Source organism: Taibaiella chishuiensis, assembly GCF_003014535.1.
Lineage (GTDB): Bacteria > Bacteroidota > Bacteroidia > Chitinophagales > Chitinophagaceae > Taibaiella > Taibaiella chishuiensis.
Genome location: NZ_PYGD01000002.1, coordinates 230,076 through 243,599 on the forward strand (window position 1 = coordinate 230,076; position 13,524 = coordinate 243,599).

The window sequence follows — 13,524 nt, forward strand, 5'->3', positions numbered from 1 at the left end:
TGGTAACAAAGTTATGTTACTATTAGTAACATTTTTAAATTTTTTTATCCAATGAACGGTTTTATGTCAAAATCGGAGCAGGTACAGGCCCTGCAACGGGAGATCCTGGCGATGCAGGGTTTCCGTGTGCGGCCGGAAAGGGAGCAGCAGGATACCGGTTTGGGGATCATCAACCAATCATTTCCACATCATACCTTTCCTGCAAATGCAGTACACGAATTTATCAGCGGCGCCCCGGAAGAGGCTGCGGCTACATCGGGTTTTATGACCGGTCTTTTGGGCAAGCTGGACCGCAGCGGCCGCTACCTTTGGGTAAGCACCAGGCGTACTGTCTTTCCCCCCGCCATCCGGTTATTGGGCCTCGCCCCCGACCAGGTGATCTTTGTAGATGCCGCCAGCAACCGGGATGCACTCTGGGCGATTGAAGAAGGGCTGAAATGTGCTTCGCTGGCGGCCGTTGTAGGCGAAGTACGCGACCTGTCCTTTACCGAGTCCCGGCGCCTGCAGCTGGCTGTAGAACAGAGCCGGGTAACCGGTCTGATCCATCGCAGTGGTAGCCGGTTGCCCGGTGTTACAGCCTGTGTATCGCGCTGGCGCATCAGGCCGCTGCCCAGTCAGACGGCAGAAGGCTTGCCTGGTGTGGGTTTCCCGAGATGGCAGGTAGAGTTGTTGAAAATAAGGAATGGCAAACCGGGGGTATGGCAGGTGGAATGGACCGTGTCCGGTTTCCGGATCGCTTGCCTGGAGCAGGCTGCAGCCGTTCCCGTATTACAAAGAACGGCGTAGTATGGGCAGGTATTTAAGTATATGGTTACCGCAATTGCTTGCCGACAGGACGGTCCTGCTTGACCCGGATCTGCAGGACAAGGCTTTTGTACTCACCCGGGCACAGCGCGGACGGGTAATGATACTGGTGGCGAGCGATGCAGCGATCAGAGAAGGGATCGTGCCGGGTTTGGTACTGGCCGATGCCCGGGCTGTATTGCCCGGCCTGCTGGTGTTTGGCGATAAGCCGGGCCAGGCGGAGGAGTTGCTCACCGGGCTTGCCCTCTGGTGCCTTCGGTTTACCCCGGTGGCTGCCATCGACCCGCCGGATGGTCTTGTACTGGACATATCGGGTTGCGCGCACCTCTGGGGCGGCGAGGTGGCTTACCTGAAGGAGTTGCTCCACCGGCTCCGGCAGGCGGGCTACCGGGCCCGTGCGGCTATCGCCGATACGATAGGGGCGGCCTGGGCCCTGGCCCGGTATGGACAGGACAACCCGGTCATCAGTCCCGGTACGCAGCTGGAAGCCTTGCTGGCCCTGCCGCCTGCCGCTTTGCGGCTGGAGCCGCTCGTACTGGAACGCCTGCAGAAGTTGGGATTGTACCGCATCGGTCATTTTATCCATATGCCGGGTACCGTGCTACGGCGGCGTTTCGGGCCACAGCTTACCGAACGCATCGGGCTGGCCACCGGCCAGCTTATCGAAAGTTGCGAGCCGGTATTACCTGCACCAATATACCAGGAGCGCCTGCCCTGCCTGGAGCCGGTCAGGACGCGTACGGCCATCGATATCGCACTGCGGCAACTCCTGCAACAGCTGTGCAACCGGCTGTTGCAGGAGCGTAAAGGCTTGCGGCATGCCGTGTTTAAAGGCTACCGGATCGATGGGGCGCTGGAGCAGGTGAGCATTGGTACCAACCGTGCCGTACGCGATGTGGCCCATCTGTTGAAATTGTTTGAACAACAGCTCGCCACCATAACACCGGCGCTGGGTATCGAGTTGTTCGTACTGGAAGCGCCGGTAGTAGAGGAACTGCCGGTACAACAGGAAACACTATGGCAGGACCCGGGCGGGGAGCGGGATACACAACTGGCCGGCCTGCTCGACCGTATCGCCGGGCGTATGGGCGAAGGGGCCATACACCGTTACCTGCCTGCAGAACATTACTGGCCCGAACGCGCCATAAAAGCAGCCCTGTCGCTGCAGGATAAGACCACGACGGCCTGGCGCACCGACCGGCCGCGGCCGGTATGCCTTTTGCCCCTGCCCGAAAAAATAACCGTAAGCGTGCCGATACCGGATTACCCGCCGCTCTCTTTCACCAGTAAGGGACAATTGCACCGGGTTAAAAAAGCCGATGGTCCCGAGCGTGTAGAATGTGAATGGTGGCTGGACCAGGACCGGGTAAGGGATTATTATTATGTAGAAGATGAGCAGGGTGCGCGGTATTGGTTGTTCCGGTCGGGCCAATACGATGAACATACACCCGAATGGTATTTACATGGCTATTTCGCCTGAAATGCACAATAGATGAAGTATACAGAATTACAGGTAACCTCCAATTTCAGCTTCCTGCAGGGGGGCGCACATCCGCATGAACTGGCCGAACATGCGGCGGCGCTGGGTTATACCGAGATCGCCCTTACCGATCACAATACCCTGGCCGGTATCGTACGGGCACATACTGCCGCAAAAGCTGCAGGGATAAGGCTTATCCCTGCCTGCCGGCTGAACCTGGCCGACGGGCCGCCACTACTGGCTTATCCTGTCGATATTATCACCTATAGCCGGCTTTCGGCATTACTTACCGAAGGCAACCTGCGTACCGAAAAAGGGAAGTGCGTGTTGTATAAGGCCGATGTATTCCGTTATGCCGGCGGTATTAAATTCATTATGCTCCCGCCAGATGAACTGGACGGGCAGTTTGACTTTACGGCTGCCTTCAGGGCTTCGGTACAGGAATACAGCGCCGCATTGGGGCCCGACCTGTACCTGGGCGCATCCTGCACCTTCAGCGGCAACGATGCCAAGCGCCTGTTCCGTATCGACCAGTTGTGCCGGTTATACGGCATACCAATGATCGCGACCAATAACGTGTATTATCATGAGGCCAGCCGCAGGGAGCTGCAGGATGTGCTGACCTGTGTGCGCGAAAAGTGCACCATCCATAATGCCGGTTTTAAGCTCTGCCAGAATGCGGAACGTTACCTGAAACCTGAAGCCGAGATACAACGCCTGTTCCGTAAATATCCCGGCGCCGTGGCCCGTACCCAGGAGATCGTAAAGGCCTGTACTTTTTCGCTCGATGAACTGAAGTATGTCTATCCCGAAGAGCTGACCACGGAGGGGCGCAGCCCGCAACAGGAGCTGGATATGCTGGTTCGCCAGGGAGCTAAGGATCATTTTGGTGATAAGGTGCCGGAAAAAATACGCGATATCATCGAGATGGAACTGGCATTTATAGAAAGGCGCAATTACGCTTCTTATTTTCTTACCGTATATGACTTCGTGCGGTTTGCCCGGGATCGCGATATCCTTTGCCAGGGCAGGGGATCGGCGGCCAACTCGGTGGTGTGTTATTGCCTGGGTATTACCTCTGTTAATCCTGCCAAGTTCAATGTACTGTTTGCCCGGTTTATGTCGGATGCCCGCAACGAGCCGCCCGATATCGATGTCGACTTCGAGCATGAACGCAGGGAAGAGGTGATGCAATATATCTATAACAAATACGGACGTGACCGGGCGGGCATCGTGGCTACCGTTACCGAAGTACATTGGAAAGGCGCCGTGCGCGATGTAGGCAAGGCCATGGGGCTTTCGCAGGATGCGGTCGACCACCTGGCCAAATCGGCTTACGAATTTAACGGCGACTGGTTTGATGGTAAGGTGGCGGGTAATGGCTTTACCGCCGGGGATCCTTACCTGCTCAAGGTTCTGGAGCTTACCCGGCAGTATACGGGCTTTCCGCGCCAACTGGGGCAGCATACCGGTGGTTTTGTAATTACCCAGGGCCGCCTGTCCGACCTGTGTCCCATACTCAATGCCCGTATGGAAGACCGGACCAATATCGAATGGAACAAAGATGATATCGAAGCCCTGGGTTTCCTGAAGGTGGATGTGCTGGCATTGGGTATGCTGACCTGTATCCGCAAGGCTTTTACCCTGTTGCGAACGCATCATGGCCGCAGCCTTACCCTGGCCACCGTTCCGGAAGATGATCCCGCTGTATATGCTATGATCAGCGCTGCCGATACCATCGGCGTATTCCAGATCGAAAGCCGGGCGCAGATGTCGATGCTGCCACGTTTGAAGCCTAAAGAGTTTTACGACCTGGTGATCGAAGTGGCCATCGTAAGGCCGGGACCGATACAAGGCGATATGGTGCATCCTTACCTGCGCCGGCGCGATGGCCTTGAGGCGATAGAATATCCTTCTAAAGAATTAGAAGCTATTCTTAAGAGGACAAAGGGTGTACCGCTCTTCCAGGAACAGGCCATGGAGATCGCGATTGTAGCCGCGGGTTTTACGCCGGCCGAGGCCGATGGCCTGCGCCGCAGTATGGCCACCTTTAAGGCCAAAGGCAAGGTAAGCGATTGGGAAACCAAACTGGTGGGCGGTATGATGGCTAAAGGGTATAAGGAAGACTTTGCCCGGCGCGTATTCCGGCAGCTGGAAGGTTTTGGTTCCTATGGTTTTCCCGAGAGCCATGCGGCCAGCTTTGCCTTGCTGGTCTATATCTCTTCCTGGATCAAACACCATTATCCTGATGTATTTGCGGCTGCCATCCTCAATAGCCTTCCTATGGGTTTTTACCAGCCTGCACAACTGGTGATCGATGCCCGTAAAAATAAAGTAAACGTGCGGCCGGTAGATATCAACTATTCGGAATGGGATCATACACTCGAAGCGAAAGAGGACCGCTTATGCCCGCTGCGCCTGGGCTTTAGGCTGGTAAAGGGTTTGAAGCAGGAAGAAATGGAACTGCTGATCGCCGCAAGGGAGCAAGGGTATACCAGCCTGCATCAATTGGCTTATGTGGGCATATCGCAGGCGGCGCTCGAGCGGCTGGCCGATGCCGATGCCTTTCAATCTATCGGGCTCGACCGCAGGATGGCCTTATGGGAAGTGGCGGCCCTGGCCGATCTGCCCCGGGATATGTTTAAAGGCCAGGTTACAGATAGTGCAGCAGAACCCGAAGTACAACTGCCCCTGATGAAAGCCTCCGAGCAGGTATTGCAGGATTACAACAGCACATCCTTATCGCTTAAGGCGCACCCCGTAAGCTTTGTGCGGCAACAGCTTTTTGCCAACAGGATACTGGCTGCCAAAGAGCTGGGGGATTGGAGCGATGGCACCCGGGTACGCGTTGCCGGCCTGGTATTGGTACGGCAGCGGCCGGGCACAGCTACGGGCATCTGTTTTATTACGATAGAAGATGAAACCGGTATTGCCAACCTGGTGGTATTCCGCAATGTATTTGAACGGTACCGCAAACAGATCCTGCAGGCAAGACTCCTGATGGTATCCGGCCATATACAATGCGAGGGTAAAGAAGGCGATACCAAAGTGATCCATGTGGTTGTACGGCGGTGCTTTGATATGACCTGGATGCTGCAGGGCATGATCGCTCCCGAAACGGAAACCTTACCGGTGCCCCCTGCCGGAGTACAGGACGAAACACCCGGCCCTGCTGGCGTAAGCAGTAACCCGGTACGCAAGGTGGTACAGGGCGAATTGTTTCCTTCCCGTAATTTTAAATAACCTGTATCGCGTAACCGCAGCGGTTTTAATGATCTTCCCTGTGTGTAACAGCCTATCAAAATGATAATAGCCTATCATTTTGATAGGCTGTTTGCTTTGGTTGTTTTTGGACTTGTTTTTATAAGTGATAGCAAGACAATACCTAATGTCCGCCGGCCACTGCAAAGCGTATAGTGGCACAGCATTTGGCATAGGTAAAGGGTATTGCCGGCCGGTACCTATAGGGTATCCTTCTTAAAACCGGGAATACTGCAATGCTTATGGAAACCCGGCAACAAGTGCCCGTACTCCCCGGCAGTAACCCTTCCCTGCCAGAACCCTTTCCCGGTTCCGCCGCTGCTACAGTGCAGGGGCATGCCACCTTACCTGATTTCCGGGTCGAGGTCGCGGATGCAGGCCATACAGGCCTGGCCGGGGAGATCTGTGCCGTGATCTTTGCTGCTGCGCAAGCCCGGGGTACGGGTATTTCCAGGCGTTCTCCCGGTTTTTTACAATCCAAAATGATTGCCGGTGAGGCGGTGATCGCTTTCGCCCCGGATGGCCGCTGGGCGGGCTTCGCCTTTATCTCTGCCTGGGATAATGGCCGGTATGTATCCAACTCGGGCCTGATCGTAGCCCCGGAGTTCCGGCATACCGGTATTGCCAAAAGGATCAAACGGAAAATATTTGAACTGAGCCGGCTGAAATACCCGGAGGCGGGCATCTTTAGCCTGACCAGTGCATTGGCGGTTATGAAGATGAACTACGAACTGGGTTTCGAGCCGGTAACTTATTCGGAGCTGACTACTGAAGATGCTTTCTGGGCGGGTTGTGCCTCCTGTGTAAACTGCCCGGTATTAAATAGTAAAGACCGGAAGAACTGCCTGTGTACCGCCATGTTATATGATCCGAAACATCATGCCTAATCTTTTTATGTATTAAATACGAGCAATGCTACCAGGCCGGTAACAGGAATGCAGGTTCCTGTTGCCGGCTTGTTGCTGCCCTGCGCTCGCAGGGTTAGGGGCATACTAACCACTGTCAAAAAAGAATGTATACTTAAAACCAAAAGCATGGACCATTATCTTAAACTTGCCGCGCGTTATGATGAATACTATCGTTACTCGGATCGTTATATCGCTTACTTTACCGATAAAATTATAAAAGCCTTACCGGTACGGCCCGGGGAATCGGTGGTGGAGCTGGGGGCGGGCACCTGTATTTTTGCTCAGGAAATTTTAAAGCGTGTGCCTTACCTGGATATGGTCTGCGTTGATAACAGCGCCGCGATGCTGCGCAGCGCGGAACACACGGCGATTAAACGGGTTTGCAGGGATGCGGTTTGCTTTGCAGCCGAAGACACCCGCTATCACCGGGTATATATGAAGGAGTTTATTCATCATCTGGATACAGCAGCCCGGGAAGAATTATTTAAAGGGCTTTACCGGCAACTCTATCCCGGCGGTTCTTTGCTCATTTTAATGGAACCGCGCAGGCTCAATTACCCCTTGTTCGATGAAGCCTTGCGGCGCTTTGAACAAGGGCAGCCTTCCCGTACAGCCATCATGGCGCAACTGGAGCACGCCGGTTTTACGGTCTCCTTCGATGTATTTGCTTATCCCATCAATCTTTCCAGGCAAAAGTATACCGAGATGGTACGCAACCGCTATATGTCGGTGCTGGAGACCTTTACAGCAGATGAATTGGAAGCGGGTATCCAATCGATAACCGAAGGCCAGCCGGAAACGGAACTGGAATACCTGGAAAGTTTTTATGGCATCGTGGGTAAAAAATAATACGGCCTCATGCCGGTTATACAGCGGGGCTGCCTAAGGGTAGTCCCGCTGTTTTTATTGTACGCGGTCGGGGTTACGCTATCATTTTGATACACGCTCTCATAATGATACACTTATTACTGATTTCCTGTTTTATGTTACAGGTCGTTGTTGTTGTGTTATTGCCTTGTCTGTGAGTGGCTTAAATATTTTTAGTTGGCTCTTGTTGCGTATTGGCGCCTGGTTTGCCTGTGTGCATATATTCCTGACGGCATATGTCCTTAATCAAACACAGCATGATCAATAAGCCAAAATTCAAAGCCTTGTTACGCGAAGTGTTCGCGTTCCTTTTCCTGCTGTTGTTTATCCTGTCCCTGGGTTATATCGCCTGGCTCAAATTTAAACTGTTTCAAAACTAAAAAACACATGATGACGTTCCTGCTCCTTTTAGCCGGCCTGTTTTGCTTCTGGCTTTTTATGAAATCCATCGGCTTCTTCGAAAAAGTATAACCCTTCTAAAATCAAAAACATGATACTGCTATTCTTCGTATCCGTATTGGTATTCCTGTACCTGCTGTATGTATTAATTAAACCCGAAAAATTTTAAACGTTAAATCAATAAAGCATGAATACTGAAATGATGGGCATTGTAGTCACCTTCCTGCTTACGGTGGCGCTTGCGCTACCGCTGGGAAAATACATAGCCAAAGTCTTTAAAGGAGAACGTACCTGGACCGATTTCCTGAATCCCCTGGAGCGTTTTATTTTCCGGTTCTGCGGTATCGATCCGCAGAAAGAGATGAACTGGAAACAGCATATGCTGGCCCTGCTCTCCATCAACATGGTCTGGTTTGTTTATGCTTTTGTAGTATTGCTTTGCCAGGGCAGCCTTTTCCTGAACCCGGACGGTAATCCCGGTATGACGCCGGACCTGGCCTTCAATACGGATATCAGCTTCCTGGTGAACTGCAACCTCCAGCACTATTCCGGCGAAACCGGCGTGAGTTATCTCAGCCAGATGATCGTGATCACCTTCCTGCAATTCGTAACGGCCGCTACGGGTATTGCTGCTGTTGTGGTTTTGTTCCGGGCCTTTGCTGAAAAGACAACAGAAAAGCTGGGCAACTTCTTCGTGTTCTTTACCAAGACGATAACCCGTATCCTGTTACCGCTCTGTATCGTTATCGCTTCCCTGCTGGTGTTTAACGGCACGCCGGCAAGTTTTGAAGGCAAGGACCGTATCGTTACGCTGCAGGGGGATACCGTACAGGTTTCCCGTGGCCCGGCAGCGCCTATGATCGCTATTAAGCACCTCGGCACAAACGGCGGCGGCTGGTTCGGCGCCAATTCCACACACCCGCTCGAAAACCCGAATTACCTGACCAATATGATCGAAGTAATTGCCCAGGTGCTTATCCCCATAGCTATGGTTTTTGCATTGGGTTTCTTTATCAAACGCAAAAAGCTTTCCTATATCATCTTCGGGGTAATGACCATAGGCATGCTGTCCTTTATGATCCCCAACCTGGTTTCGGAACATAGCGGCAACCCGGCTATAGCGCGTATGCATCTTGCGGATGCCACAGCGATGGAAGGCAAGGAGGTCCGGTTTGGCGTTACGGCATCTGCTTACTGGCAGGTGGTTACCACCATCATTTCAACCGGTTCCATCAATTCGATGCACGACAGCTCCATGCCGATGTCGGGCGCGATGCAGCTATTGGGTATGATGACCAATTGTTTTTATGGTGGGGTAGGCGTAGGTATACTCAACTATTTTGTCTTCCTGGTTATCGCCGTTTTTATTTCCGGTTTGATGGTGGGGCGTACGCCGGAGTTTATGGGTAAAAAGATAGAGGCGCGCGAAATGAAGATTGCTTCGATCATCGCACTGCTTCATCCTTTTATCATTCTTGCGGGTACTGCACTGTCGGCTTATGTGGTAGCCCATCATCCCAATGCGGCCTGGGCGGTACCACCTTCGTCCTGGCTCAATAATCCCGGCAGCCACGGCTTTTCGGAAATGCTTTATGAATATACCTCTGCGGCGGCCAATAATGGTTCCGGCTTCGAGGGCCTGGGCGATAATAATATCTTCTGGAATGTTACGACAGGCTTTGTGCTGATCCTGGGCCGCTTCCTGCCCATTATCGGGCCTGTGGCCATAGCCGGTCTGCTGGCGGCCAAAAAATATACCCCGGAGTCGGCGGGTACTTTAAAGACCGATACGGTCACCTTCGGTATTATGACCTATGCGGTGATTATGGTAATAGCCGCCCTGGCCTTTTTCCCGGCTTTAACCCTGGGCCCGATCGCAGAATTTTTTAATCTGAAATAAAATTTATTTCCCAGCAAAAATTAAGACATGTCAAAAGCTATTGCTACAACCCGGTTGTTTGAGCCGCACCTGGTGCGTGCGGCCTTCAGGCAATCCTTTGTAAAACTCAATCCCCGCATCCTGTTCCGTAACCCGGTAATGTTTACCGTTGAAGCGGGTACCGCCGTAATGCTCTTCGTTACTTTATATACTGCATTTTCGGGGCATACGGACCAGGGTTCTTTCGGTTATAACCTTGCCGTATTCATCATCCTGTTATTTACGTTACTGTTTGCCAATTTTGCCGAAGCCATAGCTGAAGCCAGGGGTAAAGCCCAGGCCGACAGCCTGCGCAAAACCCGGGAAGAAACGCCGGCCCGCTGGATCGATACTTTTTCGGGCGAGCTGAAGACTATTCCTTCTTCGCAGTTAAATAAAGGCGATGTTTTTCTTTGTGAAACCGGCGATGTGATCCCCATGGACGGCGAAATTATCGAAGGTATTGCCACGATCGATGAATCGGCGATCACCGGCGAATCGGCGCCCGTGATCCGGGAATCGGGCGGTGATAAGTCATCGGTAACAGGCGGTACCAAGGTCCTGAGCGACCGTATAAAAGTTAAGGTAACGACCGCGCCCGGCGAGAGTTTTCTCGATAAGATGATCGCGCTGGTAGAAGGCGCCAGCCGGCAAAAGACACCAAACGAAATTGCGCTGACCATTTTACTGGCAGGGTTCACCCTGGTGTTCGTGCTGGTTTGTGTTACGCTAAAACCCTTCGGCGATTATGCCAATACCCCTATTACTATTGCTGCTTTTGTAGCCCTTTTTGTCTGCCTCATCCCGACAACGATCGGCGGCCTGCTCAGCGCCATCGGTATTGCAGGTATGGACAGGGCCCTGCGTGCCAATGTAGTTACCAAAAGCGGTAAAGCCGTAGAAACGGCTGGGGACCTGGATACCCTCTTACTCGATAAAACCGGTACCATAACCATCGGCAATCGTAAGGCCACGCATTTTTACCCGGCCATGGGTATCGATAAAGCCCTGTTTGTCGAAGCCTGTGTGCTGGCCTCGCTGGCCGACGAAACGCCGGAGGGCAAATCGATATTGGAACTGGCTAACCTGGATACGGGTAGTATGGCAACGCGGGAAACCCGGTTTGTAGCCTTCAGCGCCGAGACCCGTTGCAGCGGCGTAGACCTTGCTTCCGGCAGGAGCATCAGGAAGGGCGCATTCGACGCCATAAAAACAATCACCGAAAGAGCTGGTCACGCCTTCCCGCAGGAAACCGCAACAGAGGTAAAGACCATCGCCTCCAATGGCGGAACGCCGCTCGTGGTTTGCGAAAACGGTAAGATACTCGGAGTGATCGAACTACAGGATATTATTAAACCCGGTATCCAGGAACGCTTCCAACGCTTGCGTAAGATGGGTGTAAAAACGGTAATGGTGACCGGCGATAACCCTTTAACCGCCCGCTTTATCGCAGAAAAGGCCGGTGTGGATGATTTTATTGCCGAGGCAAGACCCGAAGACAAGATGAACTACATCAGGCAGGAGCAACAATCGGGCAAACTGGTAGCGATGATGGGCGATGGCACCAATGACGCGCCGGCACTGGCACAGGCCGATGTGGGTATTGCTATGAACAGCGGTACCCAGGCCGCGAAAGAGGCTGGTAACATGGTAGACCTGGATAATGATCCTACTAAACTGATCGAGATCGTGGAGATCGGCAAGCAGCTTCTGATGACCCGGGGTACACTGACCACTTTCTCCATAGCCAACGATATCGCCAAATACTTTGCCATCGTGCCGGCGCTTTTTATTACAGCCATACCCGCGCTCAAAAGTTTAAACATTATGCAGCTGAAAAGTCCGCAGAGCGCGATATTGTCGGCTGTTATCTTCAATGCGCTTATTATTCCCGCCTTGATTCCCCTGGCCCTGCGGGGCGTGGCTTATAAACCCATCGGCGCCAGCGCCCTGTTGCGCAGGAACCTGCTCATCTATGGCCTGGGTGGCGTATTACTCCCTTTTGCCTGTATTAAACTGATCGATATCCTGCTGGGATTATTCCTGTAACTAAAAAAATAAAAAATGAAAAAGTATATAATGCCTTCCCTCAAGCTTACGTTGGTTATGATCGTACTCTGCTCCGCCCTGTATCCCTTACTGGTTTCGGGGATCGCCAAAGCCGCTGCAGGCAAAGGCGGCGGCGCTAAAGCCTACCTGGATGGAAAAGTGGTGGGTTATGCCAACGTGGGACAAAAATTTACGGAGGATAAATATTTCTGGGGCCGCCCTTCGGCGGTTGATTATAATGCCGCCGGTTCGGGCGGTTCCAATAAAGGGCCTTCCAATCCCGATTACCTGGCAACGGTACAGGCCCGTATAGATTCCTTCCTGGTACATAACCCGGCCGTCAAACGCAATGAGCTGCCAGCCGAGCTCGTAACGGCATCGGGTAGCGGCCTGGATCCGCATATCTCGCCCCGTGCCGCGCTGGTACAGGTAAAGCGTGTAGCTGCGGCCCGCAAGTTAAACGAAACCTTAATAGCCGACCTGGTCCGGAAACAGGTACAGCGCCCATTGGCCGGTTGCCTTGGCCCCGAAAAAGTAAATGTCCTGCAACTCAATATCGCATTAGATCAAATCAGTCTTAAAAAATAATCATGATGAAACCCCTCTTCTTTATTATGGCCTTATCGGGCAGCATTGCCGCTATTGCGCAGCAAACTGCATCTTCGCCACTCACCCTTAGTGGATACCTCGAAACCTATTACACGTACGATGCTGCTAAGCCCGGCAACAATACCCGTCCTGCATTTATTTACAGTCACAACCGGGGCCAGGAAATTAACGTGAACCTGGCCTTTGTAAAAGCAGCTTATCGTACAGAAGGCATCAGGGCTGCACTGGCGGTAGCTGCCGGTACTTATATGAATGCCAATTACGCTGCAGAGCCCGGTGTGCTGAAAAACCTGTATGAAGCCAATGCAGGCGTAAAGTTGTCGCGGAAACACGATATATGGCTGGATGCCGGCCTGTTTGCTTCACATATTGGCTGGGAGAGCGCCGTGGGTAAGGATTGCTGGACCCTGAGCCGCAGCCTGGCTGCCGAAAACTCGCCTTATTTCGAAACGGGGGTAAAAGCTGGTTATACTACAGATAATGGCAAGTGGTTCTTCAGCCTGTTGTTGTTGAACGGCTGGCAGCGCATACAACGGGTAGATGGTAACCGTACGCCGGCCTTCGGGACCCAGGTAACTTATAAACCGAATACGGCGATAACGCTTAATAGCAGTACTTTTATCGGTAGTGATAAGGCCGATAGCGTAAAACAGATGCGTTATTTTCACGACCTCTACGTTATTATCCAGGTAACGAAACGACTGGGCCTGATCGCGGCTTTTGATATCGGTGCAGAACAAAAGCAGGCAGGCGCTTCGGCGATGCATACCTGGTACACGCCGGCCCTTATCGTTAAGTATGCAATCACGCCAAGGGCAGCTATAGCGGCGCGTGTTGCCTATTTCGACGACCGTAACGCCGTGATCATCGCCACGGGTACACCGCATGGCTTCCGTACCTGGGAGTATTCTGCAAACTTCGACTATGCCCTGTCCGCTAATGCACTGTGGCGGGTGGAGATCCGGAACCTGGACAGTAAAGACCGGATCTTTACCGGCGCCGGTGATAGACCCGGGAAAAACAACCTTGCTTTTTCTACCGCTTTGGCCATAAGTTTTTAACGCATATCCTTATAACCGGCGCCGGTCACGCCTTTCTGCCCGGCCTGTTAAGCCTTGTTCCTGTAACAAGGCTTAAGCCGTATCCGGGTGCGGGTCAAGTTGGTGGGCAGCTTACCTTAAATGCAGGAAAAAGATACGCAAGAGAGAAAATTGTCCTTGCTTTGCAGG

At 52.7% G+C, this 13,524-nt stretch carries 11 protein-coding genes; all 11 read left to right on the forward strand.

Annotated elements, in window-relative coordinates; genetic code table 11:
- Positions 1-63: 63 nt before the first annotated feature.
- The 11 genes from B0I18_RS08420 (at position 64) to B0I18_RS08465 (ending at position 13,356) form a co-directional block, all read left to right on the forward strand.
- Positions 64-786: an ImuA family protein gene (locus tag B0I18_RS08420; RefSeq protein ID WP_245882076.1), complete on the forward strand. Its 723-nt coding sequence runs from the start codon at positions 64-66 to the stop codon at positions 784-786.
- 1 nt (position 787) lies between these two features.
- Positions 788-2,284, forward strand: a complete 1,497-nt coding sequence (locus B0I18_RS08425) for a Y-family DNA polymerase (RefSeq protein ID WP_106522248.1) — start codon at positions 788-790, stop codon at positions 2,282-2,284.
- A gap of 12 nt (positions 2,285-2,296) precedes the next feature.
- The gene (locus B0I18_RS08430) at positions 2,297-5,527 is read left to right on the forward strand and encodes an error-prone DNA polymerase (RefSeq protein ID WP_106522249.1); all 3,231 of its coding nucleotides are present in this window, start codon (positions 2,297-2,299) and stop codon (positions 5,525-5,527) included.
- A 254-nt stretch (positions 5,528-5,781) separates the two neighbouring features.
- Positions 5,782-6,432 (forward strand): GNAT family N-acetyltransferase, encoded by a 651-nt coding sequence (locus tag B0I18_RS08435; protein ID WP_219905944.1) that lies wholly within the window; start codon positions 5,782-5,784, stop codon positions 6,430-6,432.
- A 147-nt stretch (positions 6,433-6,579) separates the two neighbouring features.
- Positions 6,580-7,302 carry a class I SAM-dependent methyltransferase gene (locus tag B0I18_RS08440; RefSeq protein WP_181358385.1) on the forward strand — a complete coding sequence of 241 codons (723 nt, stop codon included), beginning with the start codon at positions 6,580-6,582 and terminating at the stop codon, positions 7,300-7,302.
- A 254-nt stretch (positions 7,303-7,556) separates the two neighbouring features.
- Positions 7,557-7,700, forward strand: a complete 144-nt coding sequence (locus B0I18_RS25055) for a hypothetical protein (RefSeq protein WP_181358386.1) — start codon at positions 7,557-7,559, stop codon at positions 7,698-7,700.
- Positions 7,701-7,810: 110 nt separating this feature from the next.
- Positions 7,811-7,888 (forward strand): potassium-transporting ATPase subunit F, encoded by a 78-nt coding sequence (locus B0I18_RS25485; protein WP_106522593.1) that lies wholly within the window; start codon positions 7,811-7,813, stop codon positions 7,886-7,888.
- A gap of 18 nt (positions 7,889-7,906) precedes the next feature.
- Complete coding sequence (gene kdpA, locus B0I18_RS08450; RefSeq protein WP_106522251.1) at positions 7,907-9,619, forward strand: potassium-transporting ATPase subunit KdpA; 1,713 nt, start codon at positions 7,907-7,909, stop codon at positions 9,617-9,619.
- A 27-nt stretch (positions 9,620-9,646) separates the two neighbouring features.
- Positions 9,647-11,686: a potassium-transporting ATPase subunit KdpB gene (gene kdpB / locus B0I18_RS08455; RefSeq protein ID WP_106522252.1), complete on the forward strand. Its 2,040-nt coding sequence runs from the start codon at positions 9,647-9,649 to the stop codon at positions 11,684-11,686.
- Positions 11,687-11,701: 15 nt separating this feature from the next.
- Positions 11,702-12,274, forward strand: a complete 573-nt coding sequence (locus B0I18_RS08460; protein WP_106522253.1) for a K(+)-transporting ATPase subunit C — start codon at positions 11,702-11,704, stop codon at positions 12,272-12,274.
- A 2-nt stretch (positions 12,275-12,276) separates the two neighbouring features.
- A complete protein-coding gene (locus tag B0I18_RS08465; RefSeq protein WP_106522254.1) occupies positions 12,277-13,356 on the forward strand; it encodes a porin in 1,080 nt (359 codons plus the stop codon).
- Positions 13,357-13,524: the final 168 nt, after the last annotated feature.

Coding starts and splice junctions, on each gene's coding strand:
- B0I18_RS08420 (WP_245882076.1), top strand. CDS start 64: ATGTCAAAATCGGAGCAGGTACAGGCCCTGCAACGGGAGATCCTGGCG.
- B0I18_RS08425 (WP_106522248.1), top strand. CDS start 788: ATGGGCAGGTATTTAAGTATATGGTTACCGCAATTGCTTGCCGACAGG.
- B0I18_RS08430 (WP_106522249.1), top strand. CDS start 2,297: ATGAAGTATACAGAATTACAGGTAACCTCCAATTTCAGCTTCCTGCAG.
- B0I18_RS08435 (WP_219905944.1), top strand. CDS start 5,782: ATGCTTATGGAAACCCGGCAACAAGTGCCCGTACTCCCCGGCAGTAAC.
- B0I18_RS08440 (WP_181358385.1), top strand. CDS start 6,580: ATGGACCATTATCTTAAACTTGCCGCGCGTTATGATGAATACTATCGT.
- B0I18_RS25055 (WP_181358386.1), top strand. CDS start 7,557: ATGTCCTTAATCAAACACAGCATGATCAATAAGCCAAAATTCAAAGCC.
- B0I18_RS25485 (WP_106522593.1), top strand. CDS start 7,811: ATGATACTGCTATTCTTCGTATCCGTATTGGTATTCCTGTACCTGCTG.
- kdpA (WP_106522251.1), top strand. CDS start 7,907: ATGAATACTGAAATGATGGGCATTGTAGTCACCTTCCTGCTTACGGTG.
- kdpB (WP_106522252.1), top strand. CDS start 9,647: ATGTCAAAAGCTATTGCTACAACCCGGTTGTTTGAGCCGCACCTGGTG.
- B0I18_RS08460 (WP_106522253.1), top strand. CDS start 11,702: ATGAAAAAGTATATAATGCCTTCCCTCAAGCTTACGTTGGTTATGATC.
- B0I18_RS08465 (WP_106522254.1), top strand. CDS start 12,277: ATGATGAAACCCCTCTTCTTTATTATGGCCTTATCGGGCAGCATTGCC.